The sequence below is a fragment of the Halapricum desulfuricans genome, assembly GCF_017094465.1.
Classification (GTDB): domain Archaea; phylum Halobacteriota; class Halobacteria; order Halobacteriales; family Haloarculaceae; genus Halapricum.
This window is the reverse complement of sequence record NZ_CP064791.1, coordinates 1,233,468-1,259,486: the sequence shown is the minus strand read 5'-3', so window position 1 is coordinate 1,259,486 and position 26,019 is coordinate 1,233,468. Positions and strand designations below refer to the sequence as shown.

The window sequence follows — 26,019 nt, the reverse complement described above, 5'->3', positions numbered from 1 at the left end:
CTCAGTGGTGAGGCGGTGACGACGTATGGCCCCGACAGTGCTACACCTGGGCTGGGGATTCCCCCCGAAGATTACCGGCGGGCTGGACACCGCAATCGCCGAGTTATTTGAGGTCTTCGAGGGCCGCGAGACCGTCGATATGCAGATCGCGTTGCCCGCGGAGTTCGACCCCGGCGATCGGGAGAACGTCCACGGCATCGAGACCGGCTCCGGTGATCTCATCACTCGGGTCCACCAGATGGAAGAAGAGTTCGTCCGGCTGGCGAGCGACGCGGACATCGTCCACACGAACGACTGGTTCGGCTACCGACCCGGCGCGAGCGCCCAGCAGGCACACGACATCCCCTGGGTAACGACGTTTCACTCGCTGTCGATCGAGCGCAACCTCGACCCGCCACCGCAGGAACTCGAGGCCGAACAACGGATCGTCGACGAGGCCGATCACCTACTCACTGTGAGCAACGTCACCCGCGAGCGGATCGCCGAGCACCACGGCGGGGACGCACACGTCATCCACAACGGCTTCCCGTCGGTGACGCCGACCGGCCGAGACGTCAAGGCCGAACTGGGCATCGACGGGGAGATGCTGTTTTTCGTCGGGCGACACACCCACCAGAAGGGGCTGTCGTATCTACTGGCCGCAGTCGAGCGTCTCAGTCGCGAGGACATCACGCTCGTCGTCGGTGGGACCGGGCACTTGACCGATCAGCTCAAACGCTTCGCCGACGCGCTGGACATCGAAGACCAGGTCCAGTTCGTCGGGTACGTCCCGGAGGAGGAACTGGCCGACTACTACGCCAGTGCGGACCTGTTCGTCTCGCCGTCGCTGGCGGAGCCGTTCGGAATCACGATCGTCGAGGCCCTCTCAGTCGACACCCGGGTCGTCACGACCGACTGCGGGGCCGCCGAGATCCTCCCTGATGACGTGCTTGTCCAGGTGACGCCCGACTCGCGAGCGGTCGCGGGCGGGATCCAGCGCGGACTCGCGATGGATGGCCCGATCGAGTACGAGACGCGAACCTGGGGCGACGTCGCCGACGACCACGAGGCGTTCTACCGGGAGATTCTCGAGGAGGCGTAGCGGAGTCAGCCAGCCGTCACTGGGCGGTCCCACTCGTTACCGAACGATGCGAACGTCCGTCACCGGATCAGGATGGACGATCCGGATGCCCTGGGGCGTGCGGGTTCGGCCGTATTCCGGACCGTCGGCGGGCGCGTCGTCCGTGGTCTTGCTGTACGGTGACGGCATATCGTCGTCTGCGTCCGCGTCGTCTTCGGTCTCTGACGTTGCACTGTACGGGCTCGTACTGTAGGGGCTGGTCGTCTTCGACTCCGTGTCGAACTCCTCGGGCGGGAGATAGATCCGCTCGCCCGCTTCGGAGCGGACGATGACGGCCGCGTCGCGCACTGCCTCGATCGTCAGGATCGTTCGGTCGGCCCTCACCTCAACGTCGAAGGCCATCCGCGGATCGTCGTCGGTGGAATCGGACTCGCTCATCGGTCGTCACTCCGAATCCCGGTTCTGTTCCCAGATCCACTCGGCCGGCGGCGACTGCTGCTGTGCGAGCGAGGTATGTGCGCCGATCTGTGCCTCCGAGAGGTTGACTTCCTCCAGTTCGGTGTTCTCGTCGATGATCGATGAGTAGATCCGACAGTCCTTGATCCGCGCGTTCGGGAAGACGACCGCCCGTTCGAGCGAGGCGTCGATCACCTCCGCACCCTCCATGACGTGGACGTTCTGCCCCAGATCGCTGTTCTCGACGGTCGCCGATGGGTGGACGAGCGTTCCGCCGTCGAGGTACCACTCGACGGTGTCGAGATACGCGTCGGGCGTCCCGATATCGAACCACGCGTCCTCGAAGGTGTAAGCGTAGACGGGGCTGCGTTCGAGCAGCCACTGGATGAACCAGCCGGGTTCGTCGGGGTTGTTCTCCCCCGAGAGGTACGTCTCGAACAGCCCGATCGCGTTCGCAGGGAACGCGTAGCAGGCGATCGAGACGAGCGTGCTCGGCGGGTCGTCGGGCTTTTCCTCGAAGGCGACGACGCGGTCGTCCTCGACGTCGATCACGCCGTACTGGGTCGCCCGCTCGAGGTTCCCGACGTCGTAGGCGGCGATCGTCGTCGCGTCGTTGTCCTCGAACGTGTCGATGAACTCCGACAGCGAGAAGCTGATGAGGTTGTCGCCCGCGATCACGAGCGTATCGCTGTCGATTCCCTCACGCTCGACCAGCTCGCCGAGCGCGCCGACGACGCCGAACTTCTCGTCTTCCTCGCGGGCCTCTTCGACCGACAACCGCGGCTTCTCGAAGGGCGACTCCTCCAGGTGCTTCCTGAAGACGTCCGCGAACTCCTCGTTCGTCGAGACGTACACGTCATCGATGCGGTCGTCGTCTTCGAGTTCCCTGAATATCCGATCGATGACCGTCGTTTCCCCAATCGGGAGAAACATCTTCGGACGGTTGCGCGTGATCGGCCAGAGCCTGGTCGCGAACCCGCCAGCGAGGACAATTGCGTCCATACATGCCTTTCGGTGGCAACCTACAAGCTTTTTTCCAATAGTAATGTGTCTGATAGGACTGAGCAGCCGATGCACGTCCCTAGTCGTCGAGTTCCGCAAGCGCCCACTTGACGATCCGGGCCTGGACGAGTCGCTGAGTACCGACGTTTTCGCCGCGCTTGTACGCCCGAATCGCGTCCTCGGCAGCCGATAGCATCTCCGCCTCCAGCGGCTGCTGGTCGGGCTCGTCTCGGACATCGTTCAACAGCGCCTCGAAGTCAGCCCGAAGGTCGAAGCTCGCCCGTGCGGCGTTACACCGCGAGAGCGGCAGAACTCCCACGTCCAGCACGAGCTCCTCGATCAGCTCCCAGTCGCTCTCGCAGACGTGAACCCACCCCGGGGTCAAGTGGTTCGAGAGGCTCCGTCTCTCGTCATCACGGAAGACGATGTCTTCCGTACGACCCCGGGGCTTCCTGCTTCAACGACGCGCTTTGCATCCACAACCTCTCGCTGAGGTGTGAACGTAGGGAGCGCAGTCTGCACAGGCGTTGATTCGGAGCGTCCCGCCCCTAACTGCTTGAGTCCTCGGCTGAGAATATTCTTCGCTGCGTTGAGGTCGCGGTCGTCTGTATGCCCACACGCAGGACAGGAGTGCTCCCGCACCCAAATCGGCTTATTTGTCTCGACCCCACACACAGCGCACTCTTTCGTCGTTCCTTCTGGCTTCACCTTTTCGACGTGCGTTCCGTGTAGGTCAGCCTTGTACTCCAGAAGCTCGATAAATCGTGACCACGCGGCATCTTGCTTGTTTTTGCCGTTCTGGGTGGTTTCCAGCATTGGCTTCACGTTCAAGTCTTCGACGGCCACGACGTCATACTCTGTGACCAACCACGTCGTGAGCTTGTGCTGGTAGTCTCGCACCCTCCGCTTGATTTTTCGTTTCGCTTGGGCTACTTTCCGGCGTTGCCTCTCCCAGTTGGCAGAGCCGTGTTCTTTCCGGTCGAGTTTTCGCTGCTCGCGTGCATAGCAGTCGTACTCATCCGACAGGTCAAGCGTATCCACAGACAGGTTTTCGGATGTGTGGATGTAGCTGGTGATGCCAAGGTCAACACCCACACAGTCTTCTAGTTCAATCTCACTGAGTGGCGGTTTCTCTGGTGTGTCTTCTATGGTAGTCACCAGTGAGACGTACCACTCACCCGTTGTCTCTTTTTTCAGGATAACCTCGTCAATGTCCTCTGCTGGTGGCACGTCACGTTCTGATCGAATTTTGAACCAGCCAATCTTTTCGAGTCGGAGTCGCACGAACCGGTCGTCGCCCGTGTTGTGATCCACGTTGAAGCGACTGGACTGATTGTACGACACCGACCGAAATTCGCCTGCACCCTGCCACCGCAACCGCCCAACATCGTAGCCTTCGTTTCGGCGTTCTTGAAGCGTTTCCAAATCGCTGTGAATCCGGCTGATGGCTTGTTGTGCGGCGTGTTGAGAGGGTTCGGCAAAGGTCGGCCACTGGTCTGTCCACTCTTTGAGTTTGCTGTGTTGGTCGTAATCGGATGGCCGGTCGTTGTAGTCCGAGTTATAGTAGTCTCGGACAGCGTGATTGCGAATCTGTCTGAGAATATCGATATGACGCCACGCTTCGCTGGCCACGTCGTCGGGCAGGTACGCACGGAAGCGAAGCGTGTGTTTCATTGTTGTTAATCGATCTTTTCGACGGTAAGTTTCAACTGGTCGCCTTCTTCCAGATTAAGTCCCTTTCGGACCTCTTCTGGTATCGTGACTTGCCCGCGTTCTCTGAGTGTCGGGTAGCATTCCATCGGACTCATTGCGAATTATTCGCACTCAATTGTATTAACGTTGTGTGTGATCGGCTTCAACCCCGGGGTAGTCGCCTTGTTCCGCCTGTGCACGCTCCACGTTGCAGTCGGATCAGCAAATACCTGTTCCAGATTTCGGATCCCGATAACAACCGTTTTACCGGGCGACAGGGCAACGTTGGGTATGGACGTCGACGAGCAACTGGAACTGACGACCCGCCACACTCAGGAGGTCGTCACTGAGGAGGAACTACAGGCGCTGTTCGAGGAACGCGATCAGCCGCGAGCGTACATCGGCTACGCTCCGACCGGCGAGATGCACATCGGCCACTTCACGACGATGCGCAAACTCGCCGACTTCGTCGAGGCCGGACTGGACGTGACCGTCCTGATCGCCGACCTGCACGCGCATCTCGACGACGAGAAGAGCCCCTTCGATCTGCTTGCGGCCCGTTCGACCTACTACGAGGAAACTATCCGGGCGATGATCGACGCCGCCGGAGCCGATCCCGACCGGATCGAGTTCGTCCGCGGTCGCGAGTTCGAACTCGACGAGGAGTACTCCCTGGAGTTGCTCCGGATGGCCGCCGAGACGACGATTTCCCGTGCCAAGCGCGCCGCCAGCGAAGTCGTCCGCGAGTCCGACTCGCCGAAGCTCGGCGGCCTGCTGTACCCGCTGATGCAGACGCTGGACGTGGATGCGCTGGACGCCGACATCGCGTACGGCGGGGTCGACCAGCGTGGCATCTACATGCTCTCCCGGGAGATTCTGCCCGATCACGGTGGCGACGCGCCGATCTGTCTGTTCGCGCCGCTGCTATCGGGCCTGTCGGGCGGGAAGATGAGTGCCTCCGACGCGGCTTCGAAAGTCAATCTGAACGACTCTCCCGAGGACGTCGCCGAGAAACTGGACGGCGCCTACTGTCCGATGGGCGAGGTCGAGGACAACGGGGTCCTGGAGTACGTCCAGCATCTCGTCTTCCCGATTCTCGGCCAGCGCGGTGAGTCGTTCGTGGTCGAACGCCCCGACAAATACGGCGGTGACCTGGTCTATGACAGCTACGAGGACCTCGAAGCCGACTTCCTCGAAGAGGAACTGCACCCGCAAGACCTCAAAAACGCCGCCGGTGAGTACATCTCCGACGTGATCGATCCGATCCGGACGCGGCTGAACGACCAGCCGGAACTGCTTGCCGAGGCGTATCCCGAGCGGTACGGTTCGACAGCCGACGAGTAGCCGCATTTTCCCGCCACCCAGGATCGCAATTGCGATCAGGTGACTGTTTTTCACTCTGTTTCGACCGTCAGCCGTTCGTCGCGAGTGTCATAGACTGACGCAAGTGTTTCCGCCATTTGGAATTTCAATTTCCGTTTTGCGAAAACTCGTTTCTAAATCAGAAACCTATAAGGGGGTTCCGTCCATACGATCGAACGCAATGAGCACCCAAGAAGAAGTCCGCCAACAGGCAGGGACCGTCGATGAGAACCGCCTCCGTCTGGAACAGGGAAAGGCCGAACAGATCGTCGAAGCGCTGAATACGGATCTCGCTTCGACGTACGTCCTGTACCACCAGCTCAAAAAGCACCACTGGAACGTCGAGGGCGCGGAGTTCCGGGACGTACACGAGTTCCTCGGAGAGGCCGCCGGACGCGCCGAAGAGGCCGCCGACGAACTCGCCGAACGGCTACAGGCGATCGGCGGCGCTCCGGTCGCGGGCGGAAAGAACCTCGAAGCGCACGCGCCGGTCGACCCCGAGGGTGACGACGTCTACGACGTGCGCACGTCCCTGGAGAACGACCTGGAGATCTACGGCGATATCATCGAGAGCCTCCGGGATCACGTCGATCTCGCCACGAACCTCGGCGATCACGCGACCGCCGAGATCCTCCGGCAACTCCTCATCGAAGTCGAGGAGGACGCTCACCACATCGATCACTACCTCGAAGACGATACGCTAGTCGTCAGCGAGTAACGCGGGAGACAACAGTTTAGGACTACCGCGGTGGCTCGACGGTCGTGTCCGTCGCGATCCAGGCGTCGGCGTTCCCGTCCTCCGTGAAGACCGTCCGCTCTTCGGTGGGTGAGTGAGCCGACACCGACGGCCGCTCGTCGTCCGCATTGTCGGGAGTTTGGGTATCTGCCATCGCACTGGATTAGGCGGGCCTAAAGATAAAAGCGTTCGGATGTTCCCGACGCGCCGCGTCGGTTTTAGGGCGGTGGCGGACGAACGGGTCGGTATGGCCGAGGACGAACCCCCGGACGTCGAACAGCAACTCGCGGAGCTCACTCGAACGGTCGCCCAGTTACGCGAGCAGCTCAAACGCGAGCGTCGGTTCCCGCTGGCCCCGCGACCGCCGGGATCCGAGGATCTCAGGCAGTTCACCAGCGAAGTCGCGATCCCGGGAGCGATACTGCTTCTCGAAACGAACGTCCGCGCGCTGGAACTCTTCCAGCGCACGCTCCGGCTGGCCGACGATCGCGACACCGACGCTGGCGAGGAGTCAGTCTCCCGGCGGGCCGAGCGGGCCGGGTCGAGGGCACTGACACGTCTGGAGGGTGCTCTCGAAGACGTCCAGTCCGCGCTCGACGGACAGCCCCCGGACAGTGAGGCACGCGACCTGCTCGAAGACGCCCAGCGACTCCAGGCTGATATTGAAGATCGACTCGACGAGGAGGAGACGGTTGAGACTGGTCCGTCCGTCGATGTCGAGTCCGAACTCCGCTCCATCAAAGACCAGGTCGAGAACGACGACGAAGAGTAGGGACCGAGTATGACCGAGACCGTCCGTAGCGTGCTCGTTGGACTTCTCAGCGGGGCCGCAGTCGTCGCATTCGTCCTCCTCTTCGTGCTCGCCAGGACGCGAATCGGTCCGCCGTGGTTGCTCGTGTCGCTCGCTGGCATCGGCGTCATTGCAGTTCTCGCCGTGGTCGGCGCCGGGGGCCTGGAGTCGCTGTTCCGGCCCACTGACGAGTGGTGGCTGGGGCGCGTCGAGACCACCCTCGAAGACGTCTGGAACGGCTACGCCGACGCCGCTCTCGTCGGTGGACTGCTTATTGTCGGCCTCGGTTCACTCGGGCAGTCGCTCTCGGATCCGACCGGCAAGTCAGCTTACAGCCTGCTCGTTGTCGCGTTCATCTGTCTCGGTGCGGCGTCCTTCGCAGTTGTCGGCAGTCGGTATCCGTAGGCAGCATCTCTCACCGACCACAGGCACCGGAACGACACACTCTTTAGGCTGGCCTAAAGAAGGGTGAGTAATCAATGACCGCCGATATTTGCGTGATCGTACCGACGATCAGAGAGCACGAGTGTGTGCGCGAGTACGTGGCGAACGCTCGCCGCCACGGGTTCGATACCGACCGGTTGCATTTCGTGCTCGTCACGGAGGATTTCTGTGACACCGGCAGTATGGAGTCGATGCTCGAAGAAATTGACGTCTCGGGGGACATCTTCGACGGGAGCGCCCGCGAGGCGTGGTTCGCCGAGCAGGGGATCGAGGAATACAGCCATCTGATCCCCGAAGCCAGCCACGCCCAGACGAGTTTCGGCCTGCTGTATCTCTGGGCGGGCGAGTTCGAGTACGGCGTGTTCATCGACGACGACACGCTGCCACACGAGGATAGTGACTTCTTCGGCACACATATGGACAACCTCCACTATCAGGGGTCGATCGAATCGGTCGAGTCCGACGAGCAGTGGGTGAACGTCCTCCACGAGACGGACACGGACCTGTACCCACGTGGCTACCCCTACAGTGCAATGGACGAGACCGTCCGGACGGAGACGACGACCGTCTCTGAGGTCGTTGCTTCCCAGGGGCTGTGGACGAACGTCCCCGACCTCGACGCCGTCCGAATCCTGATGGACGGCGACCTCGACGGGCAGGCTCAGACCCGACTCGACGCGGACGACTACGGTGAGGATTTCGTGGCCGCACCCGGTCAGTACCTGACTGTCTGCTCGATGAACCTCGCGTTCAGGCGAGAGATCGTCCCGGCGTTCTATCAGTTGCCGATGGACGACAACCCCTGGGACGTCGGCCGGTTCGACGACATCTGGAGCGGCGTCTTCCTCAAGCGGGCCGCGGACCTGCTGGGCAAGCAGATCTACAACGGAGCACCGCTGTGTGAGCACAACAAGGCCCCGCGTTCGACGTTCGGCGACCTGGCCAACGAGGTGGCCGGGCTCGAACTGAACGAACACGTCTGGGAACTGGCCGATCGCGTCCCCGAAGCAGCGGGGTTCGCCGACGCGTTCGAGCGCATGGCCGACGAGTTGCTCGCTGCCGACGTGTCCGACTACGAGAACGGCGAGTTCTTCGCCTACGTCGGCGAGCACATGCACGACTGGCTCGACTGCCTCGCTGCGATCGATGCCGACGGCGTTCGAACCACTCGGTCCGCCAGGTCGGCGGCCGACGACTGAACCGAACCGCCAGGCTTATATCCTTTAGGCCAGCCTAAAAGCAATGATGACAACTGACGACGACACGCGCGATGACGGATCCACGAGCGAACGCCATCGTCCCTCTCGCCGGCGATTTCTCGCGGCAGGCGGTGTGGCCGCGACTGGCGCGCTCGCGGGCTGTACCGGGCTGTTCGGTGGCGGTGACGACGGCGACTACGGGCCGCCCGACTACGACGCGGCAGACGCGGCGATGGAAGCGATGGCTATCTCGGAGTTTCAGGGGTCCGGTGCGATCCTCGAAGGACGGCCCGCTCCGGGCGGGCGTTCGATGGAGGATCTGCCGAACCTCTCGGGTGAGCTTGCGATCTATCTCGGCGGCGGCGAGGGCGGGCTGTACCGCGATCTGTTCGACGTACTCGAAGCTGTCTATCCCGACTTCTCCTATACAGCACAGCCGAAGCCTTCGAGCGAACTCGCCGCCCAGATCGCCGAGGAGGCCCAGACGGGACAACTCCAGGCGGACGTGTTCATCTCGATCGGCGCGGGGTCGCTCGGGGCCGTCGTCGAGGAGGGGGCGACCCGACCACTGACTGCCGAAACTGTCGAGCCCGTCCCCGGGGCGTTCGTCGAACCGGACAACAACTGGGTCGGCATCGCCGGTCGTGCCCGTGCGATTCCGTACAACACTGACCAGCTCGATGAGAGCGACCTCCCCGACAGTGTGATGGACATCCCCAATGCCGACCCGCTCCAGAATGCGATGGGTTGGGCGCCGACCTACGGCGCGTTCCAGGACTTTGTCACCGCGATGCGACTGCTGGAAGGCGAAGACGCGACCCTGCAGTGGCTCGAGGACATGCAGGCGGCGGGGATCCAATCGTACGACAACGAGTTTTTGATCTCGGATGCGGTCTCGACCGGCGAACTCGACGCTGGGTTCGCCAACCACTACTACGCGATGCGGGTGCTCAACGGCTCGCCCGACCGACCGCTGGATCTCCACTTCACCCGCGGCGACGCCGGGTCGCTGGTCAACGTCTCCGGGGCCGCGCTGCTCGATCGCGACGAGAACGCCGGGCTCGCCGACGTGTTCGTCCGGCACCTCCTCTCGGCGGAGGCCCAGGAGTTCTTCGCCACCCGGACCTACGCCTACCCGATGCTCCCCGGCGTGCAGCCGGTGGGTGACCTGCCGACGATCGACGAGCTGGAGACGCCCGATATCGACCTGACAGAGCTGTCGAACACCGGACCGACGACGGATCTATTGACCGAGGCAGGGGTGCTGTAACGCGCACGATGTCAGTCAGCGACCGGATCGACGCCGTCTCCCGGCGGTTCAAGCGCCGCTCGCCGAGCGACGTCCAGACGCTCGTGCTGGCGCTGCTCGCAGGTTCGGTCGCGGTCGCAGTTCTGACACCGCTTTTGTGGGTGCTCAACAGCGCTCGATCGGTGCCTATCGATCGGTTCCTGGAGATCCTGCTGCGACAGACGACATTCGATATCCTCCTCAATACTGTCGTGCTCGTCGTCGCGGTCACGGCGTTGTCGATCCTGATCGGCGTCCCGCTGGCCGTGCTGACTGCCCAGACCGATATGCCATTCCGGCGGCTGTTTACCGTGCTCGCTGCGCTGCCGCTGGTCGTCCCGAGTTACATCGGTGCCTTCGCGTTCGTCTCGGCGTTCGGCCCGCGGGGCGAACTCGCTACCGTACTCGCGCCGCTCGGGATCGAACAGATTCCGTCGATCTACGGGCTCGGCGGCTCGGTGATCGTGCTGACGCTGTTCACCTATCCCTACGTGTTTCTCACGACGCGTGCGTCGCTGCTGTCGATCGACGGTCGCAGCGTCGAGGCCGCCCGGACGCTCAATCACACGCGTCTGGCGGCGTTCCGACGGGTCACACTGCCGCAGCTGAAGCCCGGTATCGCCGCGGGGGCACTGCTGGTCGCGCTGTACACGCTCTCGGATTTCGGGACGCCGGCAATCATGCAGTTCGACGTGTTCACCCGGATCATCTACGTGCGCACGACCGCCCGACAGGTCGATATCGCGTCGATCTTCTCGATCCTGCTGGTCGGACTGACGGTCGTCATCCTGCTGGCCGAATCGCGAATCGAGCGCGGCGGCGAGACGTCCGCATACGTCAACCGCGGCACGGATCGACCGGGCGTCGTCCGGCTCGGCCGATGGCGCTGGATGGCGACGCTGTTCCCGCTCGCCATCGCGGCGCTGGCGCTCGCGCTGCCGCCGGCAATCTTGCTGACGTGGCTCGGGCGATCGACGCCGGAGCTGGCCGGCGCGGCGGTCGATTTCCAGTGGGAATTCGCCTGGAACTCGGTGTTGGTTTCGGGGCTGGCGGCGGGCGTGTCCGTCCTCGCGGCGCTACCGCTCGCGTATCTCTCGGCACGCGGGGAGGGGCGACTCGCGTCGCTGCCCGAGCGGGCGAGTTACGTCGGCTACGCCGTTCCGGGCGTCATCGTCGGGTTCGGACTGTTGTCCGTGGCGCTGAACGTGACGCCGTTCCTCTACGGTTCGATCGCGGTGCTGGTGTTCGCCTACGTCGTTCGGTTCCTCCCCCAGGCCGTCGGAACGACCCGGTCGTCGATCCTGCAGGTCGACCCGCAACTGCTGGAGGCCGCGCGGACGCTCGGGAAGCCCCCGCTTGCGGCGTTTCGGAAGATCGTGTTGCCGCTGGTGATGCCCGGGATCGTCGCCGGGGCCGCGCTGGTCTTTCTCACCAGTATGAAGGAGCTGGCCGCGACGCTTCTGTTGCGGCCGTTCGGTTTCGAGACGCTCGTAACCTACATCTGGCAGGTCCAGGAAGCAGCGGTCTACGGGCAGGCCGCCGTCCCGGCGCTGGTGTTGATCGGGATCTCGGCGCTGTCGATGCTCGTGATACTCGGACGGGAGCGATACGATGTCAAGGAATGATCTCACTACGACGGTCGAACAGTCCATCGAACCGACCCCCGAGACCGACTCCTTCGGCGAGCCGATCCTGTCGCTGGCGGACGTGACCAAACGCTTCGGCGACGAGCGGGCCGTCGACGGCGTCTCGCTGGACGTTCGGGAAGGTGAGCTTGTGACGCTGCTCGGACCCAGCGGCTGTGGCAAGACGACGACGCTGCGGATGATCGCCGGGCTCGAGACTCCTTCCGAGGGGACGATCACGATCGGCGACGAACGCGTGGCCGGGGCTCGCGACGCGACGCCGCCCGAACAGCGAGACGTCGGCCTGGTCTTTCAGGAGTACGCCCTGTTCCCGCATCTGACCGTCGGCGAGAACGTCGCCTTCGGGCTCGAAGACGGGGCCGACGAGCGCGTCGAAGAGCTGCTCGAACTCGTCGACCTCGAGGGCTACGCCGACCGGAGTCCGGAGAGCCTCTCGGGCGGGGAGCGCCAGCGGGTCGCGCTCGCCCGATCGCTCGCCCCGGAACCGGACGTGCTGTTGCTTGACGAGCCGTTCTCGAATCTCGACGTGCGGCTGCGCGAGGAGATGCGCGAGGAGGTCCGCCGGATCCTCAAGGCCGCGGGCGTGACGGCGGTGTCGGTCACCCACGACCAGGAAGAGGCGCTGTCGATCTCCGACCGCGTCGCGATCATGAACGACGGGCGCCTCGAACAGATCGGCCGCCCGGAGGACGTGTTCGGCCATCCCGAATCGCGGTTCGTCGCGAGCTTCCTCGGCCAGGCGAGTTTCCTCACCGGGACTGTCGTCGAGGGCGGCGTCGACACGTCACTGGGACTGCTCGACGATCGGCAACTCGACGGTTCGATCGAAGAGTATCGCGGCGCCGAGATCGAGGTGCTGGTCCGCCCGGACGACCTCCGGGCGATCCCCTGTCCCGGAGCAAGCACCGACGGCGAGGTCGTTCACCGCCAGTACACCGGCCCATCGTTCGTCTACCGGGTCGAACTCGACGCCGGCGACGTGGTTCACTGCCAGCACAACCACGCGACCGAGTTCGACCACGGAACCCGGGTCTGTGTCGAACTCGAAGCCGACCACTCGCTGGCCTGGTATCCCGGGGAGTGATGTCGGGTCCGGACGCCCTCATGCGGCGCCTGCCCGCGTCCCTCCGGAAGCGAGTGCGTAACCCGGAGACGCGCTGGCGCGTCGCAGTCGGGCTGCTGGCGCTGCTCGCCGGGGCAGTCGTCTTTCTGATCGCCACGCGCGTCTTCCCTTATCACTCGCTCAATCACGACGAGGGCGTCTACCTCCAGCAGGCCCGAATGTTGCTCGACGGACAGCTCTTTCTCCGGCCACCCGTCCCGGAGGCGTTCCGGCCGTGGTTCTTCGTCGAGAGCCCCGGAGGGATGTACTCGAAGTACTCGCCGGTGGTCCCGGCGATGTACGCCCCGGGGCTCGCACTCGGCGTGCCGCGAATGACGCTCGCGGTCGTCGGCGCGGGGATCGTCGCCCTCATGGCTGGGCTGGGCGCGGAACTGTTCGATCGCCCGACCGGCTTGCTCGCGGGTCTCGTCGTGCTCGGGTCGCCGCTGTTTCTGATCAACGCGGCAACCTTTCTGCCGTACGCGCCGACGACGCTGTTGAACCTGGCGTTCGCACTGGCGTATCTCCGGGCCGATCGAATGGGGAGCCGCCGACTGGCGGCCGTCGCCGGCGGTGCGATCGGGCTCGCGTTTTTCGCCCGACCCTACACAGCTGTCCTGTTTGCCGTCCCGTTCATCCTCCACGCGCTGTGGACACTGCGAACCCGCGAGCGCGGCGTGTGGGTCCGTCAGGGGACCGTCGCGGCCGTCGGGCTGGTCGGCGTCGCCGCTGCGCTGGGATACAACGCCGCCGTCACTGGCTCCGCACTGGAGTTTCCCTATCACGCGTTCGCTCCGCGAGACGGCGTCGGCTTCGGCACGCGCGAGTTGCTCGGCCGGGAAATAGCATACACCCCCGAACTCGCCGCGCGGTCGAACGCCCGCGCGCTGGAGACGTTCGCGAGAGACTGGGCTCCGGCCGGCCTGCTCGGCGTCCTCACGGCGGTCGTCGGCCTCGCGGTGGTACTCCGGAACCGAACGCCCCGGCGGCTCGCAGTCACCGGGCTCGCCGTCTCCGTGCCCGTCGGCGAGGCGTACTTCTGGGGCACGCTGAATATCCTGGGCGACATCGCCGAGTCCGGCGACGGACTGATCGCATACCTGGGACCGTACTATCACCTCGATCTGCTCGTTCCGCTGTCGCTGCTGGCGGCGCTGGCGATCCGGACCGCCAGCCAGCGGACGTGGACAGCGCTAAACCGGCAGTTCGAACCCCGACAGGCGCTTGCGGTATCGATGGCGCTGGCTGCTGTCGTTGCCGCGGTCGGTGGTGGCGTAGCGGTCACGACCGCGGCCGATCCGATCGACCGGAATCAGGCGATAACTGACCACTACGAAGCCGCCTACGGGCCCTTCGAGAACCACTCCTTCGAGGACGCGCTGGTCTTGCTACCACAGCCCTACGGCCCGTGGTTGAACCACCCTTTCCAGCCGCTCCGCAACGATCCCGGCTACGACGGCCCGGCGGTGTACGCTCTCGAAGAGCGGCCGTTCGAAGTGGTCGATTCGTTCGAGGACCGGCAGCTCTACCGGTACAGCTTCCGGAACCCGTGGCCGCCGACCGCTGGCGAGCCGGTCGAGCCGCGGCTCCGTCCGATTCGGGCGGTCGAGGGCGAGGCGGTGACACTCACCGCCAGTGCAGGGCTCCCCCAGTACGCCGAGAGCGTCTCGATCCGGCTTGCAGGCAGCGACGACCACGCCCGAACCGCGGTCCCGGCAGACGGAGCGTCGACGAACGTCACTGTCGACCTCTCGGAGAGTGTCGCCACGCTCGAGGGGCCCGATGTTTCGGAGCCGCTGGAAGTCACCGTCGACGGCCGGGAGACGCTCGAACTCGAACTGTTCGTCGACTACGGGACCGGGGCCGGGTTCAGCTACGCGCTCTCGATGCCGGTCGAAGCGAGCGACGGCGACGTGCGGGCGATTTCCCCGCGTCTCCAGTTGTGTGAGCTGGCCCACCGCTGTGACGGTGCCGCCGCGTACGTGCCCGGCGAGACGCGCCCGGGGCAGTCTCTGCATACGACTCTCGAGGTGACCAAGCAATGAGGAACGAGACGGACGAGCAGGCGAACAGTGCGGAAGACGACACCGGAAACCCTACCCTCACGCGACGGGACGCGGTGATCGCGCTCGGAGCGGCCGGCGTCGGAGCCGGCGGGCTCGGCGCACTGGTATGGGACGAACTCGATGATGAGCCGCCCCGACGCGGGTCCGACGACGACCCCACCTGGCGGGAGACGGTCGTTGCCGCAGCGGAAGCCCTGTATCCGGCGTCCGTGTCGGGCGTCGAGTCGTTCGTCGAGACCTACGTCGTGGGTCGCGTGCAGGATCGGCAGACGTACCTCGACGGCGTGCAGCGGGCGGCCGGAAATATCGACGAATACGCCCGTTACTGGCACGACCGGCCGTTCGCCGCGCTCGACCGATCGACCCGACAGACCGTCTTCGACGACTACGGACTGGCCGACAGTGCTCCGGACCCGGAAGGGTCAGAGCGCGAACAGGTCCGGTATTACCTGCTCAACGAACTGCTCTTTGCCTTCTATTCGTCGCCGGCCGGTGGCGAACTCGTCGGCCTCGAGAACCCACCAGGCCACCCTGGGGGTCTCGACAGCTACCAGCGCGGCCCGCGATGAGCGCTACACTACCGGCGTCGCTCCTGGACGCCCACGCGCAGAATCGACCCGGCAATCTCGGCGCCGCCGGCGATCGGATCCAGCGTCGTCTCGCCCGCCCGCTCGCCGTACTCGATCTCGATCTCGCGGACGTCGTATCCCCGAGACAGCGGTCGCAACAGCAACTCCGCCGAGAGGCCGGTGTTCTCGGTCCACTCGATATCCTCGATGACGGACGTCCGGTAGGCGCGCATCCCGGTCGTCGTATCGCGGACGGGATGGTCGATCAGCAGGCTCGCGAGCACGGCGAACAGGCGGTTGCCCAGCCGGTTGAACCCTGGCATCGCCTCGGCGCCGCCGGAGAGTCGGTCGCCGCTGACCACGTCGGCACCGTCGTTGATCGCGTCCAGAAAATCGGGCAACCGATCCATCGGATAGGTGTCGTCACAGTCGGTCGTGACCACGACCGGTCGGTCAGCCGCGCGAAGCGCGCGCTCGACCGCGACACCATACCCCTGGGGTTCCTGTTCGATGACCCGCGCGCCCTTCTCGCGGGCGATCTCCGGAGTCCGGTCGCTGGAACTGTCCACACAGACGATCGACGCCTGCCCGTCAGTCACGCGATCGATATCGTCGAGTACTGTTCCGATCGCCTGCTGTTCGTTGTACGTCCCCATGACGACCGCGACATCCTCAAACGTGTACGCACTCATTACCCGTCGTTCGAGACGGACTGTCTTGAGTTTTAGGCTTGCCAAAAACATATAGCGGAATATATTGCCGTGTTCCCGCGGTGGGTTTAAACGGAGAGACGGAGGTTATTTTAGCTTTGCCAACAGATACGAGAGTACAGCTATGGCATCCAGAGAGTTCACTCGGCGGAGCCTCATGCAGAAGGGAGCGGCGGGGGCGGGATTCATCGCACTCGGCTCGCTCGCGGGGTGTAGCGGCGGTGACAGCGGTGAAGACGGAACGCCCACCGGAACCGAGACACCCACTGGGGATGGGCCCGGGACGAGCGGCGGGCTCAATCCCGGTAGTATCGTACCCGCGCAGGCGGGAGCCGTCGTCTCGGTGGATATGCAGGCCATGTTGGACGATGACGACCTCCGGGACGTGGTGAATACGGCACTGGGCGAACTCGCGAAGTTCGGCGAGGGAGGCGAGTTCCCCCAGGACGTGGAGTCCGCCATCGAGATGGCCCGCGAAGAGGCCGATCTCGATCCGACGGGGTTCAACGAGGGCCTGCTGTTCATGGAAGTCGAGTCGTCCGGGACCGACGAGGAATACGCCGGCGTCGTCATGGAGACGGACTGGTCCGAAGACGAACTCATCGGCTTCCTCGAATCCGACGGCGACAGCGAACTCGAGCAGTCCGAATACGGCGGGAAAACGATCTATTCGGCGCCGGATTCGGACGACGGCGGCATGGCCGTCCTTTCGGACGGTCGATACGTCATCGGCCCGACGGAGGTCATCGAGGACGTCATCGACGTGTCGAACGGCGACGGCGATGCGATCGCTGGCGAGTTAGCGACGCTGTACAGCGACACGACGGACGGACACATGGCGTTCGCGACCGTTGTGCCGGACGACGCCCTCACTGAGGAGGACTTCAGCACGGACGAGATCACGATCGAAAGTGTCGGGCAGATCGAGTATATGTCCGGCAGCGTCTACAAGACCGACTCCGCCTACGGCGTCGAAACGAGCATGTGGGCGGGCGATGCGGCAAGCGATCTCGCAGACGACATCGAGTTCGCTCTCGATGCCGCGGCTCGCATGGAAGACACCTCGGACGAACTTGCGACCCGCATCGAAGACGTGGAAGTCGAAACGTCCGGCCAGACGACGACGATGTCCTACGAGGAGGACATCGAAGAGGTGAAATCCTACGCCGAGGAGTACGTCGGCGAGTTGATCGGGATGCTGATGCTCTTCGGGATGAGCAGCGGGACGACGACTGTCTGATCGGCCGACCTACTTCTGGCCGTCACACGCCGGGCGGCCCGTCCCTACCGATGACGATTTCGTGCGCCTCGATATCTTCCAGCGCAGCGACCTGGCCGCCGATTTCGAGTTCACGATCGCCGGTGTCGACGACAAGCGAGGCCGCGACCCAGTTGTTCTCCGAGAGCACGTCAACGATTTTCCCTTCGACCAGGGTGTGCTCGCCCGTCTCCACGTCTCGGCCCTCGATCGAGGCGTAGTACGTTCCCTCTAGTTGTTCGAGATCCGACACGCACCGGCGGATCGTCCCGTATCGACGCGGGAACTGGTCCGCGACGGGCTCTTCGACGATCGTTTCGGCCGTGGTCCACAGGACCGTGTTCAGGAAACCCGATAGCAGAAAGCCCAGTTCCGAACGGTTGAAGATCACGCCGTAGCGGTCCTCCGCGCCTTCGATCCCTTCTCTGGTCGCGTACATCGCGTACTCGCCGTCGGCGACAGCTACGATCGGCGTCGTCACGCCGCGGCGCGTCCGGACGGTCGTGGCGACGTCGACGTAATCGAACTCGTCGGGCCCCGGCACCGCTGCGGCCGGCGAGAGGAGGATCTCGACCGCGACACCCTTGCTCTGGACGTCCGCGAGCGTCTCGTGATATCGTTCGAGAAGGTCGGGCGTCAGCGACACCATCAGCTCGTACTCGGCTGACTCGATCACGTCTTCGAGATACCGCAGCATCGTCGGCCGGGACTTCACCAGCGAGACGCCCTCCGCCTCGCGTGCCGGCTGCGTGTATCGCTCGTTGAGCCCGGTGACGAGCGACGACAGCGAATCGCGATAGTCGGCGAACGCCTCCTGCGGGTCGATCGCCAGCACCTTCATCGGTCGGGACTCGCGAAGTTCGACCAGCCCGCTGTCGCTGAGGCTCCGCACCGTGTCGTACACCCGCGGCTGGGGGATATCGGTGTATTCGGCGATCTCCGCGGCCGTGAGTTCGCCGTGTTCGAGGATCGTCAGGTATGCTTTCGCCTCGTACTCGCCGAAATCGAGCCGCTCGGCGATGTGCTCCAGCGACGAGAGTAGGTCGTCTGACGCCATTACAACGTTATTCTACGAGCGAATAAATCAGTCCTTTGTTATTGATCCGAGATATCGTCCAGTCGAGCGAACTCGACGACGGCTTTGATCTGTTGCTCGTCGTCGAGGTGGGCTTGCTGGAGATTCGTCGGTATGGCGACGGCCGTGCTCGGTTTCCCGTGTCGCTGGCCTCCGCCGATCTCGGTCTCTCGGCGGAAGTGATCCGGAGTACTGCCAGAGCCATTCATCCCTGGCATATCGCCGACCCACGCGTTTACGTCGATCCGACCCGAACACCGCTTATGCGAGTCGCAGTCTTCGGCGGCGGATACGCCGGTCTCCCGCTCGTTCGACGGCTCGAACGACGGCTGCCGGCGACCGACGAGATCGTCCTGTTCGACGACAGCCCGACACACACCGTGCGCCACGAGGTCCATCGCGTCATTCGGCGACCCGACATGGCCGAGGCGATCACGATCCCCTTCTCCGAGATTCTCGACGGCGCACGGCACCGACAGCAGCGTGTGACCGATATCGATCCCGAGCGGCAGGTAGCGACGCTCGCCGGCGGCGAGACAGTTACCTACGACGCGGGTGCGATCACGCTCGGTATCGAGACCGCGTTCTACGGTCTCGACGGCGTTCGCGAGCACGCGACACCGCTTCGGACTGTCGATCACGCCCGACAGATCCGCGCGGACGCCTTCGAGGCGTTCGAAGCGGACGGTCGAATTGTCGTCGGGGGAGCCGGCCTCTCGGGAATCCAGGCCGCGGGCGAACTCGCGGCGCTGGCACGCGAAGAAGACGCCGACGCGACGGTCACGCTACTCGAACAGGCCCCGAAGATCGCGCCGTCGTTCCCATCGGATCTCCGCCGCGGACTGCGCGAGGAGCTGACCGATCGCGGGATCGATATCCGAACTGGCGCAGGCGTGACCCGCGCCGACGAGGCAACCATCGATCTCGAAGACGGCTCGACCGTCCCGTACGACCAATTCGTCTGGACCGGCGGAATCACGGGGACGGATGCCGTTCCCGATCGCCCGAGCGTACCGGCGACGCTACGGTTGTCGGATCGGACCGTCGCGCTCGGTGACGCCGCACGCGTCACGGACGTCGACGGACGCCTCGCGCCAGCCACCGCACACACGGCGATCAGACAGGCCCCAGTCGCAGCCGAGAACCTGGCAGCACTGCTCGCGTTCGACCGCGAGGGCAGCCGCGGATTCGAGCCACGACTCGAGCGCTACGACTACGATCAGCTCGGCTGGCTCGTCAGCGTCGGCGACGGTGCGGTCGCGAAGGTCGGGCCGCAACTTCTCCGCGGACCGGCGGCAGCAGCGGTCAAGCGGTCGGTCGGCGCCGGATACCTGACGACGATCGGTGCCGTGCGTGACGCCGTCGAACTCCTCGGAGAAGAGCTGAACTAGTCCTCGAGCAGCGCGACCTCGGGCTCAGTCCAGATGACGAACTCCCCGTCGCGCTCGATGACGCCGTTGACCGCTTGCTGGTCGAGCGGGGAGTCTTTGACCTCCGACTCCTTGATCGGCATGACTTGCCGGACCTCGTCGACGACCCAGCCGGTGTGGCCCTGATCCTCGAAGGTTTCCTCGTCGAAGACGATGATGAGCTGTTCGTCGTCAGTTTCGTCGATGTCCAGCGATACCTTCGGATCGAGGATCGTCGTGATCTGGCCTCGCAAGTCGACGACGCCACGGACGTGATCCGGCGTGTTCGGCACGCGCGTCACCGTCCCCTCTTTGACGATCTCCTCGACGTGCTGGATGTCGAGACAGTACTGCTCGTCGCCGAGTCGGAACTCCAGCACGCGGATCTCCGCTTCGGTCTCGGCCGCCGTCGACTGGGTGGCCGTGGGACCCTCGATCTCCGTCGGCTCGTCGGCGTCGTCGGACGTCGTCGCAGCACCGTCCGGCTGGCTGGTCGTCCCGGCGTCCTCCGAACCGGACGCGTCGGCGTCGACTGTCTTGCCCTCTTCGACGGCCGACACGTCGTCGCTATCGCTCTCGAAGGCAGCCGCCGCGGCCGCCGCCGACGAGGCCGCTGCCGACGCGTCGTCATCGCCGGTCGCGTCCCGTCCAGTCGTCTCGCTCGTCTCGTCGTCCGTCGCTGGTTCGTCGGCGGCTGGTGAATCGTGTGCGGTCATTTCGGTCTGGTCGTCGTCCCCGGTCGCCTCACCCTCGAACCACTCGGATTCGGACGATTCTCCACTCGGATCGTCCGCCGTCGCTGCTGATGGGTCGTCCTCACTCTCGTGGTCCGTCTCCGGCGTCGCCTCATTCTCGCCGCCCCGGTCCGTCTCCAGCGTCGCCTCACTCTCGCCACTCGATTCGTGGCCGTCTGTAGGCGTTCGATCCGTGGGATCGCCGTCGTTGCGCTCACTGCCGGCATCGGAGCGTTGCCCGGTGTCGTCGCTGGGTAGTTCACCGTCGTCTCCCGATTCCTCGTCATTTTCGTCGGCCGAGTCACCGCGCCGCCCTTCGCGCATTCGTCGGATACGTTTCGCCCGTTCCATACGATCGTCGTCATCGTCAGTCATGTGTCACCTCGTGTGTGCGATCAGCGGTTTCGAACCCGAATCGCTCGTCGAACTCCGCGGCGATATCGAGAAAGACGTCGGCCATGTCGACCGATTCGTCGGCCGCAAACACCGATTTACCGGACTTGAACGCGCGCTGCAGTGCGACCCGTTTCCGGACTTCCCAGAGCGGGAACTCGTCGAACACCTCGTTGAGCCACTCGAGCATCATCCGGTCCTCGTTGGTCTTCTCGACGCGGTTCGCGACGACGCCCATCGTCTCGACGGTGATGTCCGTCTGCCCTTCCAGGGCCGCCATCTGGTCGATGAGCAGCTCGATCGCCCGCTCGGAAGTCGCCTCCGTCAGCGCCGGCACGAGGATGTGCTGGGCCGCGTAAATCCCGGTATCAGTCAGTTTCCCGTAAAACGGCGGGGAATCGATGATCACGTAGTCGTACGCGTCTTCGACGCCCGACAGCGCCTCGTCGAGCACGTCCAGCGCGTGTGGGCCCGTCACCGCCTCGGGGGAGACGTTGATCCCGAGAGAAGCCAGTGCTGACGGGTCGATGTCCGCGTTGGGATCGTGCTTGACGCGCGCGATGAGATCGGCGATGGTCAACTCGTGTTCGGCTTGCAAGAGGTCGATGTTACTCGGCAGAACGTCCATCTCCTCGTGTTCGACGATCAACTCTTCGACTCGATCGCGCTGTCGGTGGTCGGTCAGCACGTCGAAGAACGTGGGCGGGTCCCTGTCGTAAGCCTCCAGCAATCCCAGGCCTTCCGTCGCGTTACCCTGGGGATCGAGATCGACGAACAGTACGTCGCGGCCGCGCTCGTTGAGCGCCCCCGCGACGTTGATCGCGATCGTCGTCTTGCCGGTCCCGCCCTTGGCGTTCGTGACGCAGACGCGCGCGGACCCCATATCGGTACTCATCTCTACTGATACCAGAGGCTCGGGTACGACGCGTTATAAAAATACGCTCCGGCGTATCAAATCGGAAAATCGGATACGGTAGTCAGTGTTGCGCGTCGACAGTGCGAGAGCACGCGGCCTTGGCCGTTCCCGCTCATGACCGACTCCTTTTGTTGCCCGCGCCCGCAGGTCCGTCGATGGCGATTACGTTTCGCGACCGGGCGGCCCTGATCGAGGAGACGCTCGTCCTCGCGGACCTCCACTTCGGTCGGGCGTCGGAGTCGGCGGTCGAGGCGCCGATCGAGGACGGGCGGGACGTCCTCGACCGATTCGTGAACCTGCTCGAGGCGACAGAGCCCCGGGATGTCGTCGTCGCCGGCGACCTGCTCCACGCGTTCGATACGGCCACGCCGACCGTCGAGCACCGGCTCGCGGCACTGGACGAGCGCGTCGCCGATGCTGGTGCGGAACTGATCGTCGTCGCCGGCAACCACGACACGATGCTCGGAGAGATCCGTGACGGTCCGATCGTAGATCGGTATCGGCTCGACGATCGGACGGTCGTTGTCCACGGACACGAACGGCCCGACGATCGGACGGTCGTTGTCCACGGACACGAACGGCCCGGCGTCGAGGCCGAGCGGTACGTCCTGGGTCACGACCACCCGGCCATCGAGATCGAGGGGCAGCGACGGCCCTGCTTCCTGCGAGGGCCCGGCGGTCCCGACAGTGCGGAGCTGCTCGTCCTGCCGGCGTTCAACCGCTTTACCGCCGGCGTCCCGGTCAACGGAATGAGTGCCGACGACTTCCAGTCACCGCTCGTCGTCGCGGCCGATCCGCTCGAACCGATTGTCAGAGACGAAAACGCCAGGGAAACGTTGCGGTTCCCGTCGCTGGGTTCGCTCCGTCACCACCTGTAGGGGAGCGGTACTGCTTTATTTCTCGGCGTTGGATGTTCGGGTATGGACGCTGCTGTCGTCATCACGATCGTGGTCGTACTGATCATCCTCGGACTGACGGCTGTGACACGCTGGATCGTCCCGAAAGCCCTCGCTGAGTGATCGCGTCCGGCGACATCGCTACGATCGCCATCACTTTTGCCGCACGGAACGGCCGGCTATGGGCCGGGAGTACCGCCGCTTGCACGATCCGAACGCCGAGTACACGGTGTCGAACCTCTCCGCGGAGACAATGGGCGTCACGCGCTCGCGCGGCGGCGACCGCGACATCGAGATCGCCGACGTCCAGACGACGATGGTCGACGGTGAGGAGCTGTTTGACGAACGGTGAGGTTCGTCAAGCTCGAAAATCTTCGATTTTCGGTGTTCGGTCCGGCGTAACCGGCTCGGATCTGGCCTCGCCTGAGGGCCCGGGAACGGGGCAATACAGACCACGAACGATGCACCGAGATAGAATTGCTTGACGCGTACAATACTTATGTCTCGGTCGTCTATGATAGGTATGACTTGGTCCTCGCTGTTACAGATGGGCGGAACGGGAGGCTGGTGGCTGGTTTCGTTTCTCGGTCCACTCGTCGGTCTGCTGATCATGGGAACAGTCGTCTACCTGTTGTGAAGCGCGATCGCCGGATCGACACCGGCATCCACGGAGGGACGAACGGACGACGCCATGGAGACGCTTCAGAAACGGTACGCGCGCGGTGAGATCGACGAAGCGGAGTTCGAGGAACGGGCCCGGACGCTCCGGGAACGATAGGAGCGGGCGCAGATATTCGCGCATTTAGACACGCAGATACGACAATAATAAAATATGACTGATAATTCACACGGAATATCGAGGCGTCGTGCGCTACAGGTCCTTGGCGGTGCCGGCGTGGCCGCACTCGCAGGTTGCACCTCGCTCGCGGAATCGCTTCCCGGGGGCGACAGCGGACTCGCAGGTGATCCGACGGACGTCACACCACGTGCGCCCCCGTCCGGTCCGGCCGACGAGACGTTCGCGTTGACGGCTGCGCCGGGAGCCGAGGCGTCGGGCGTCTCCCAGTCGACGTGGCTGTACGACGGCACGCTTCCCGGCCCGGAGATCCGGGTTTCGGAGGGGGACGTCGTCGGCGTCTCACTGACCAACGAACTCCCCGACGAGACGACCGTCCACTGGCACGGGCTGCCGGTCGCGAACGGGATGGACGGCGTCCCGAACCTGACGCAGGACCCGGTCGAATCGGGTGGTACCTTCGAGTATCGGTTCCGGGCTGATCCGCCGGGTACGTACTTCTATCACAGCCACGCGGGCCTGCAGCTCGATCGGGGACTCGCCGGACCGCTCGTCGTCGAAGAGGACGAACCACACGTCGACTACGACGACGAATACGTGATCGTCCTCGACGATTATCTCCCGGAGGCGCCGCGATCACCGTCGGACGCAGACGGCACGTCCGGCGGCGGTATGATGGGCGGCGGACCGATGGGTGGCATGATGAACGACTATCGACCGCCCTACGCGGGGATGGCCATGAACGGACGCGGGCCGGCGAACGCACCGAGATTCGACGTCTCGGAGGGTGATCGAGTCCGTCTTCGGTTCGTCAACGCAGCCAGTGCGACGACGTTCCGGGTCCGGGCCGGCGGGCACGCCTTCGATATCTCCCACGCTGACGGGCGACCCGTCGAACCGGTCTCCGCGGACTCGTTCACCTTCGGTCCGGGCGAGCGGTACGACGCCATCGTCACCGCGAACAATCCCGGCACGTGGGCGATCGACGCGACGCCGGTTCGGGGATCGGAGCCCGGTGCCCGGGGTATACTCCAGTACGCCAGCGCGAGCGACGGTCAAGCGCCGACGGCTTCCGGGACGGGTGGCCGAACACTTCAGTACGGCGACCTGCGGTCGATCGAGTCGATCGACGGAATCGACGGAACTCCCGATCGGACGTTCGATCTGACACTCTCTCCCGGCAGCGACGGCTATAGCTGGGCGATCGGCGGACAGGTGTTTCCCGACGCCGACCCGCTAGATATCCGAGAGGGCGATCACGTCCGGATCCGCATGCGCAATCAGAGTCCAGTTCCGCATCCGATGCACCTCCACGGGCACTTCTTCAGCGTCGGCAACGCGATCAAGGACACGGTCGTCGTTCCGGGGCACATGGGCGAGGCCACGATCGATTTCAAGGCGGACAATCCCGGGAACTGGTTCTTCCACTGTCACAACCTCTATCACCTCGAAGCCGGCATGGCGCGGGTCATCCGGTACGTCTGATACGGTCGGTCGTGACGATGTAGCGGTGCGATCGCACAGCGCGTGTGATCGATCTCAATCCGCGCGGTGAGCCCGGACGAACGCTCGCCTGAGCACGGTCAGGAGCACGTAGGTCTCGTACTTCTGCGTCCGACAGTGTTCACAGGGCTGCATATCCGCGATGATGTCTTGGATTTCGTCTTCGTACTCCCCTTCGATAGTCCGCAGGGCGTCCGCCAGTTGCGGCTGAATCGCGTCGGTCATCTCCCCGATCGCTTCGTCGGCCGCGTCCGGCAGCGAGTACGAGAGGACGATCGTGTTCGCCCCGTAGTACTTCGTCGTCCCGCCGCGCCCCTCCTCGAACCGCACGACGTCGACCAGGCCGGCGTCGCGCAACTCGTTGATGTGGTGGCGGACGGTGTTTTCCGTGCGATCGATTCCGCGATCGGCGAGCTGCCGGTGGACCTCCGCGGCGGTCCGCGCCTCCTCGGAGAGAACGTCGAGGATCATCGCCCGCATCGGCTCGTCGATCGCGTCGGAGACACGCGTATCCCGAACGGCGATGTCCTCGATGTCGAAGTCGCTCATATCCGATCCGAGGTGTGCGCCCGGGAAAACTCTCCCGGAGAGAAAGCTCTAGACGACCCGTTTGACCGGCCCGACGGCTCGTTTAGCCATTCAAACATATCATTTAAAAAATACTTTAGTAGGTACGGCCGCTACGTCGAGACGCAATGAGCGAGACAACGCAACTCCGTGTACTGGATTTCGACTGTCCGACCTGTGCGAGTACCGTCGAACGCGCTCTCGGGAACGTCGAGGGCGTCGAGAGCGTCGAGGTGCACTACACGACCGGCCGCGTCGAGATCGGTTACGACGACAGCGTCGCCGACCCGGAGACGTTCGCACGGACGATCGAGAATCAGGGTTACACGCCTCAGCCTGCGTGAACCGAC

29 protein-coding genes and 1 pseudogene are annotated in these 26,019 nt (G+C 64.3%); 18 read left to right on the top strand and 12 right to left on the bottom strand.

Translation table 11 applies throughout. The annotated features are described in order from the left end of the window. Positions 1-25: 25 nt before the first annotated feature. On the top strand, positions 26-1,081 hold the full coding sequence (locus HSEST_RS06410; RefSeq protein ID WP_229122864.1) for a glycosyltransferase family 4 protein: 1,056 nt from the start codon (positions 26-28) through the stop codon (positions 1,079-1,081). A 36-nt stretch (positions 1,082-1,117) separates the two neighbouring features. On the opposite strand, the gene HSEST_RS06405 is transcribed toward HSEST_RS06410, so the two are convergent. From HSEST_RS06405 to HSEST_RS06385, 5 genes are all read right to left on the bottom strand, one after another. Then, positions 1,118-1,498, bottom strand: a complete 381-nt coding sequence (locus HSEST_RS06405; protein WP_229122863.1) for a DUF7510 family protein — start codon at positions 1,496-1,498, stop codon at positions 1,118-1,120. Positions 1,499-1,504: 6 nt separating this feature from the next. Beyond that, a complete protein-coding gene (locus HSEST_RS06400; RefSeq protein WP_229122862.1) occupies positions 1,505-2,518 on the bottom strand; it encodes a sugar phosphate nucleotidyltransferase in 1,014 nt (337 codons plus the stop codon). Between the two features lie 79 nt (positions 2,519-2,597). Continuing rightward, positions 2,598-2,903, bottom strand: coding sequence for a cytochrome P450 (locus HSEST_RS06395; RefSeq protein ID WP_229122861.1), 306 nt, complete (start codon positions 2,901-2,903; stop codon positions 2,598-2,600). Continuing rightward, the gene (locus HSEST_RS06390; protein WP_229122860.1) at positions 2,900-4,192 is read right to left on the bottom strand and encodes an RNA-guided endonuclease InsQ/TnpB family protein; all 1,293 of its coding nucleotides are present in this window, start codon (positions 4,190-4,192) and stop codon (positions 2,900-2,902) included. Before HSEST_RS06390 ends, HSEST_RS06395 begins: the two co-directional genes overlap by 4 nt. Positions 4,193-4,197: 5 nt before the next feature. Continuing rightward, complete coding sequence (locus tag HSEST_RS06385; RefSeq protein ID WP_229122859.1) at positions 4,198-4,326, bottom strand: AbrB/MazE/SpoVT family DNA-binding domain-containing protein; 129 nt, start codon at positions 4,324-4,326, stop codon at positions 4,198-4,200. Between the two features lie 175 nt (positions 4,327-4,501). Here HSEST_RS06385 and HSEST_RS06380 point away from each other — a divergent pair, with 175 nt between their 5' ends. After that, positions 4,502-5,554 (top strand): tyrosine--tRNA ligase, encoded by a 1,053-nt coding sequence (locus HSEST_RS06380; RefSeq protein WP_229122858.1) that lies wholly within the window; start codon positions 4,502-4,504, stop codon positions 5,552-5,554. A gap of 199 nt (positions 5,555-5,753) precedes the next feature. After that, a complete protein-coding gene (dpsA, locus tag HSEST_RS06375; protein ID WP_229122857.1) occupies positions 5,754-6,290 on the top strand; it encodes a DNA starvation/stationary phase protection protein DpsA in 537 nt (178 codons plus the stop codon). A gap of 22 nt (positions 6,291-6,312) precedes the next feature. Here the strand turns inward: dpsA and HSEST_RS06370 are convergent, their stop codons facing one another. Next, complete coding sequence (locus tag HSEST_RS06370) at positions 6,313-6,462, bottom strand: hypothetical protein (protein ID WP_229122856.1); 150 nt, start codon at positions 6,460-6,462, stop codon at positions 6,313-6,315. Between the two features lie 93 nt (positions 6,463-6,555). On the opposite strand from HSEST_RS06370, the gene HSEST_RS06365 reads away from it, so the two are divergent. The 8 genes from HSEST_RS06365 (at position 6,556) to HSEST_RS06330 (ending at position 15,412) form a co-directional block, all read left to right on the top strand. Next, the gene (locus tag HSEST_RS06365) at positions 6,556-7,080 is read left to right on the top strand and encodes a DUF7547 family protein (RefSeq protein WP_229122855.1); all 525 of its coding nucleotides are present in this window, start codon (positions 6,556-6,558) and stop codon (positions 7,078-7,080) included. A gap of 9 nt (positions 7,081-7,089) precedes the next feature. Beyond that, complete coding sequence (locus HSEST_RS06360) at positions 7,090-7,503, top strand: hypothetical protein (RefSeq protein WP_229122854.1); 414 nt, start codon at positions 7,090-7,092, stop codon at positions 7,501-7,503. A 74-nt stretch (positions 7,504-7,577) separates the two neighbouring features. Then, positions 7,578-8,741 (top strand): alpha-1 4-glucan-protein synthase, encoded by a 1,164-nt coding sequence (locus HSEST_RS06355; RefSeq protein WP_229122853.1) that lies wholly within the window; start codon positions 7,578-7,580, stop codon positions 8,739-8,741. A gap of 46 nt (positions 8,742-8,787) precedes the next feature. Further along, positions 8,788-10,011: an extracellular solute-binding protein gene (locus tag HSEST_RS06350; protein WP_229122852.1), complete on the top strand. Its 1,224-nt coding sequence runs from the start codon at positions 8,788-8,790 to the stop codon at positions 10,009-10,011. A gap of 8 nt (positions 10,012-10,019) precedes the next feature. Beyond that, positions 10,020-11,654 carry an ABC transporter permease gene (locus tag HSEST_RS06345; RefSeq protein ID WP_229122851.1) on the top strand — a complete coding sequence of 545 codons (1,635 nt, stop codon included), beginning with the start codon at positions 10,020-10,022 and terminating at the stop codon, positions 11,652-11,654. Next, on the top strand, positions 11,641-12,759 hold the full coding sequence (locus HSEST_RS06340; RefSeq protein WP_229122850.1) for an ABC transporter ATP-binding protein: 1,119 nt from the start codon (positions 11,641-11,643) through the stop codon (positions 12,757-12,759). The genes HSEST_RS06345 and HSEST_RS06340 overlap by 14 nt, the downstream gene beginning before the upstream one ends. Further along, complete coding sequence (locus HSEST_RS06335) at positions 12,759-14,822, top strand: ArnT family glycosyltransferase (RefSeq protein WP_229122849.1); 2,064 nt, start codon at positions 12,759-12,761, stop codon at positions 14,820-14,822. Before HSEST_RS06340 ends, HSEST_RS06335 begins: the two co-directional genes overlap by 1 nt. Further along, on the top strand, positions 14,819-15,412 hold the full coding sequence (locus HSEST_RS06330; protein ID WP_229122848.1) for a gluconate 2-dehydrogenase subunit 3 family protein: 594 nt from the start codon (positions 14,819-14,821) through the stop codon (positions 15,410-15,412). The genes HSEST_RS06335 and HSEST_RS06330 overlap by 4 nt, the downstream gene beginning before the upstream one ends. A gap of 8 nt (positions 15,413-15,420) precedes the next feature. Here the strand turns inward: HSEST_RS06330 and HSEST_RS06325 are convergent, their stop codons facing one another. Continuing rightward, positions 15,421-16,104 (bottom strand): dolichyl-phosphate hexose transferase, encoded by a 684-nt coding sequence (locus HSEST_RS06325; protein ID WP_229122847.1) that lies wholly within the window; start codon positions 16,102-16,104, stop codon positions 15,421-15,423. Positions 16,105-16,246: 142 nt separating this feature from the next. On the opposite strand from HSEST_RS06325, the gene HSEST_RS06320 reads away from it, so the two are divergent. Beyond that, positions 16,247-17,362, top strand: coding sequence for a hypothetical protein (locus HSEST_RS06320; protein WP_229122846.1), 1,116 nt, complete (start codon positions 16,247-16,249; stop codon positions 17,360-17,362). Between the two features lie 22 nt (positions 17,363-17,384). Here HSEST_RS06320 and trmB read toward each other — a convergent pair whose 3' ends face one another. Together trmB and HSEST_RS06310 are read right to left on the bottom strand one after the other, a co-directional pair. Next, positions 17,385-18,437: an HTH-type sugar sensing transcriptional regulator TrmB gene (gene trmB / locus HSEST_RS06315; protein ID WP_229122845.1), complete on the bottom strand. Its 1,053-nt coding sequence runs from the start codon at positions 18,435-18,437 to the stop codon at positions 17,385-17,387. A 38-nt stretch (positions 18,438-18,475) separates the two neighbouring features. Beyond that, on the bottom strand, positions 18,476-18,673 hold the full coding sequence (locus HSEST_RS06310) for a hypothetical protein (RefSeq protein WP_229122844.1): 198 nt from the start codon (positions 18,671-18,673) through the stop codon (positions 18,476-18,478). A 45-nt stretch (positions 18,674-18,718) separates the two neighbouring features. Between HSEST_RS06310 and HSEST_RS06305 the strand changes: the two genes are divergently transcribed. Further along, on the top strand, positions 18,719-19,846 hold the full coding sequence (locus HSEST_RS06305) for an NAD(P)/FAD-dependent oxidoreductase (RefSeq protein ID WP_229122843.1): 1,128 nt from the start codon (positions 18,719-18,721) through the stop codon (positions 19,844-19,846). On the opposite strand, the gene HSEST_RS06300 is transcribed toward HSEST_RS06305, so the two are convergent. Together HSEST_RS06300 and HSEST_RS06295 are read right to left on the bottom strand one after the other, a co-directional pair. Next, the gene (locus HSEST_RS06300) at positions 19,843-20,973 is read right to left on the bottom strand and encodes a chemotaxis protein CheW (RefSeq protein ID WP_229122842.1); all 1,131 of its coding nucleotides are present in this window, start codon (positions 20,971-20,973) and stop codon (positions 19,843-19,845) included. The two genes, HSEST_RS06305 and HSEST_RS06300, sit on opposite strands and share 4 nt — an antisense overlap. Continuing rightward, on the bottom strand, positions 20,966-21,886 hold the full coding sequence (locus HSEST_RS06295; protein ID WP_229122841.1) for a ParA family protein: 921 nt from the start codon (positions 21,884-21,886) through the stop codon (positions 20,966-20,968). The genes HSEST_RS06300 and HSEST_RS06295 overlap by 8 nt, the downstream gene beginning before the upstream one ends. A gap of 176 nt (positions 21,887-22,062) precedes the next feature. Between HSEST_RS06295 and HSEST_RS06290 the strand changes: the two genes are divergently transcribed. The 4 genes and pseudogenes from HSEST_RS06290 to HSEST_RS06280 all read left to right on the top strand — a co-directional run bounded on the left by HSEST_RS06290 (position 22,063) and on the right by HSEST_RS06280 (position 25,084). Continuing rightward, positions 22,063-22,785, top strand: a complete 723-nt coding sequence (locus HSEST_RS06290; protein WP_229122840.1) for a metallophosphoesterase — start codon at positions 22,063-22,065, stop codon at positions 22,783-22,785. 199 nt (positions 22,786-22,984) lie between these two features. After that, positions 22,985-23,131: pseudogene (locus tag HSEST_RS06285) on the top strand (mandelate racemase/muconate lactonizing enzyme family protein); the annotation flags it as partial. Positions 23,132-23,494: 363 nt separating this feature from the next. Beyond that, a complete protein-coding gene (locus HSEST_RS14645; RefSeq protein ID WP_418886543.1) occupies positions 23,495-23,581 on the top strand; it encodes an SHOCT domain-containing protein in 87 nt (28 codons plus the stop codon). 54 nt (positions 23,582-23,635) lie between these two features. After that, positions 23,636-25,084, top strand: coding sequence for a multicopper oxidase family protein (locus HSEST_RS06280; RefSeq protein ID WP_229122839.1), 1,449 nt, complete (start codon positions 23,636-23,638; stop codon positions 25,082-25,084). A 54-nt stretch (positions 25,085-25,138) separates the two neighbouring features. Here HSEST_RS06280 and HSEST_RS06275 read toward each other — a convergent pair whose 3' ends face one another. Then, positions 25,139-25,651, bottom strand: a complete 513-nt coding sequence (locus HSEST_RS06275) for an ArsR/SmtB family transcription factor (protein ID WP_229122838.1) — start codon at positions 25,649-25,651, stop codon at positions 25,139-25,141. Between the two features lie 146 nt (positions 25,652-25,797). On the opposite strand from HSEST_RS06275, the gene HSEST_RS06270 reads away from it, so the two are divergent. Next, positions 25,798-26,013 (top strand): heavy-metal-associated domain-containing protein, encoded by a 216-nt coding sequence (locus HSEST_RS06270; RefSeq protein WP_229122837.1) that lies wholly within the window; start codon positions 25,798-25,800, stop codon positions 26,011-26,013. The last annotated feature ends 6 nt before the right edge of the window (positions 26,014-26,019 follow it).

What these genes read in the sequence shown, in the direction of transcription:
- HSEST_RS06335 (WP_229122849.1), top strand. Translation starts at nt 12,759, where the DNA reads ATGTCGGGTCCGGACGCCCTCATGCGGCGCCTGCCCGCGTCCCTCCGG.
- HSEST_RS06370 (WP_229122856.1), bottom strand. Translation starts at nt 6,462, where the DNA reads ATGGCAGATACCCAAACTCCCGACAATGCGGACGACGAGCGGCCGTCG.
- HSEST_RS06305 (WP_229122843.1), top strand. Translation starts at nt 18,719, where the DNA reads ATGCGAGTCGCAGTCTTCGGCGGCGGATACGCCGGTCTCCCGCTCGTT.
- HSEST_RS06310 (WP_229122844.1), bottom strand. Translation starts at nt 18,673, where the DNA reads ATGCCAGGGATGAATGGCTCTGGCAGTACTCCGGATCACTTCCGCCGA.
- HSEST_RS06390 (WP_229122860.1), bottom strand. Translation starts at nt 4,192, where the DNA reads ATGAAACACACGCTTCGCTTCCGTGCGTACCTGCCCGACGACGTGGCC.
- HSEST_RS06280 (WP_229122839.1), top strand. Translation starts at nt 23,636, where the DNA reads ATGACTGATAATTCACACGGAATATCGAGGCGTCGTGCGCTACAGGTC.
- HSEST_RS06355 (WP_229122853.1), top strand. Translation starts at nt 7,578, where the DNA reads ATGACCGCCGATATTTGCGTGATCGTACCGACGATCAGAGAGCACGAG.
- HSEST_RS06330 (WP_229122848.1), top strand. Translation starts at nt 14,819, where the DNA reads ATGAGGAACGAGACGGACGAGCAGGCGAACAGTGCGGAAGACGACACC.
- HSEST_RS06380 (WP_229122858.1), top strand. Translation starts at nt 4,502, where the DNA reads ATGGACGTCGACGAGCAACTGGAACTGACGACCCGCCACACTCAGGAG.
- HSEST_RS06410 (WP_229122864.1), top strand. Translation starts at nt 26, where the DNA reads ATGGCCCCGACAGTGCTACACCTGGGCTGGGGATTCCCCCCGAAGATT.
- HSEST_RS06345 (WP_229122851.1), top strand. Translation starts at nt 10,020, where the DNA reads ATGTCAGTCAGCGACCGGATCGACGCCGTCTCCCGGCGGTTCAAGCGC.
- HSEST_RS14645 (WP_418886543.1), top strand. Translation starts at nt 23,495, where the DNA reads ATGGAGACGCTTCAGAAACGGTACGCGCGCGGTGAGATCGACGAAGCG.
- HSEST_RS06400 (WP_229122862.1), bottom strand. Translation starts at nt 2,518, where the DNA reads ATGGACGCAATTGTCCTCGCTGGCGGGTTCGCGACCAGGCTCTGGCCG.
- HSEST_RS06290 (WP_229122840.1), top strand. Translation starts at nt 22,063, where the DNA reads ATGGCGATTACGTTTCGCGACCGGGCGGCCCTGATCGAGGAGACGCTC.
- HSEST_RS06340 (WP_229122850.1), top strand. Translation starts at nt 11,641, where the DNA reads ATGTCAAGGAATGATCTCACTACGACGGTCGAACAGTCCATCGAACCG.
- HSEST_RS06270 (WP_229122837.1), top strand. Translation starts at nt 25,798, where the DNA reads ATGAGCGAGACAACGCAACTCCGTGTACTGGATTTCGACTGTCCGACC.
- HSEST_RS06365 (WP_229122855.1), top strand. Translation starts at nt 6,556, where the DNA reads ATGGCCGAGGACGAACCCCCGGACGTCGAACAGCAACTCGCGGAGCTC.
- trmB (WP_229122845.1), bottom strand. Translation starts at nt 18,437, where the DNA reads ATGGCGTCAGACGACCTACTCTCGTCGCTGGAGCACATCGCCGAGCGG.
- HSEST_RS06350 (WP_229122852.1), top strand. Translation starts at nt 8,788, where the DNA reads ATGACAACTGACGACGACACGCGCGATGACGGATCCACGAGCGAACGC.
- HSEST_RS06300 (WP_229122842.1), bottom strand. Translation starts at nt 20,973, where the DNA reads ATGACTGACGATGACGACGATCGTATGGAACGGGCGAAACGTATCCGA.
- HSEST_RS06275 (WP_229122838.1), bottom strand. Translation starts at nt 25,651, where the DNA reads ATGAGCGACTTCGACATCGAGGACATCGCCGTTCGGGATACGCGTGTC.
- HSEST_RS06320 (WP_229122846.1), top strand. Translation starts at nt 16,247, where the DNA reads ATGGCATCCAGAGAGTTCACTCGGCGGAGCCTCATGCAGAAGGGAGCG.
- HSEST_RS06295 (WP_229122841.1), bottom strand. Translation starts at nt 21,886, where the DNA reads ATGAGTACCGATATGGGGTCCGCGCGCGTCTGCGTCACGAACGCCAAG.
- HSEST_RS06385 (WP_229122859.1), bottom strand. Translation starts at nt 4,326, where the DNA reads ATGAGTCCGATGGAATGCTACCCGACACTCAGAGAACGCGGGCAAGTC.
- HSEST_RS06325 (WP_229122847.1), bottom strand. Translation starts at nt 16,104, where the DNA reads ATGAGTGCGTACACGTTTGAGGATGTCGCGGTCGTCATGGGGACGTAC.
- dpsA (WP_229122857.1), top strand. Translation starts at nt 5,754, where the DNA reads ATGAGCACCCAAGAAGAAGTCCGCCAACAGGCAGGGACCGTCGATGAG.
- HSEST_RS06360 (WP_229122854.1), top strand. Translation starts at nt 7,090, where the DNA reads ATGACCGAGACCGTCCGTAGCGTGCTCGTTGGACTTCTCAGCGGGGCC.
- HSEST_RS06405 (WP_229122863.1), bottom strand. Translation starts at nt 1,498, where the DNA reads ATGAGCGAGTCCGATTCCACCGACGACGATCCGCGGATGGCCTTCGAC.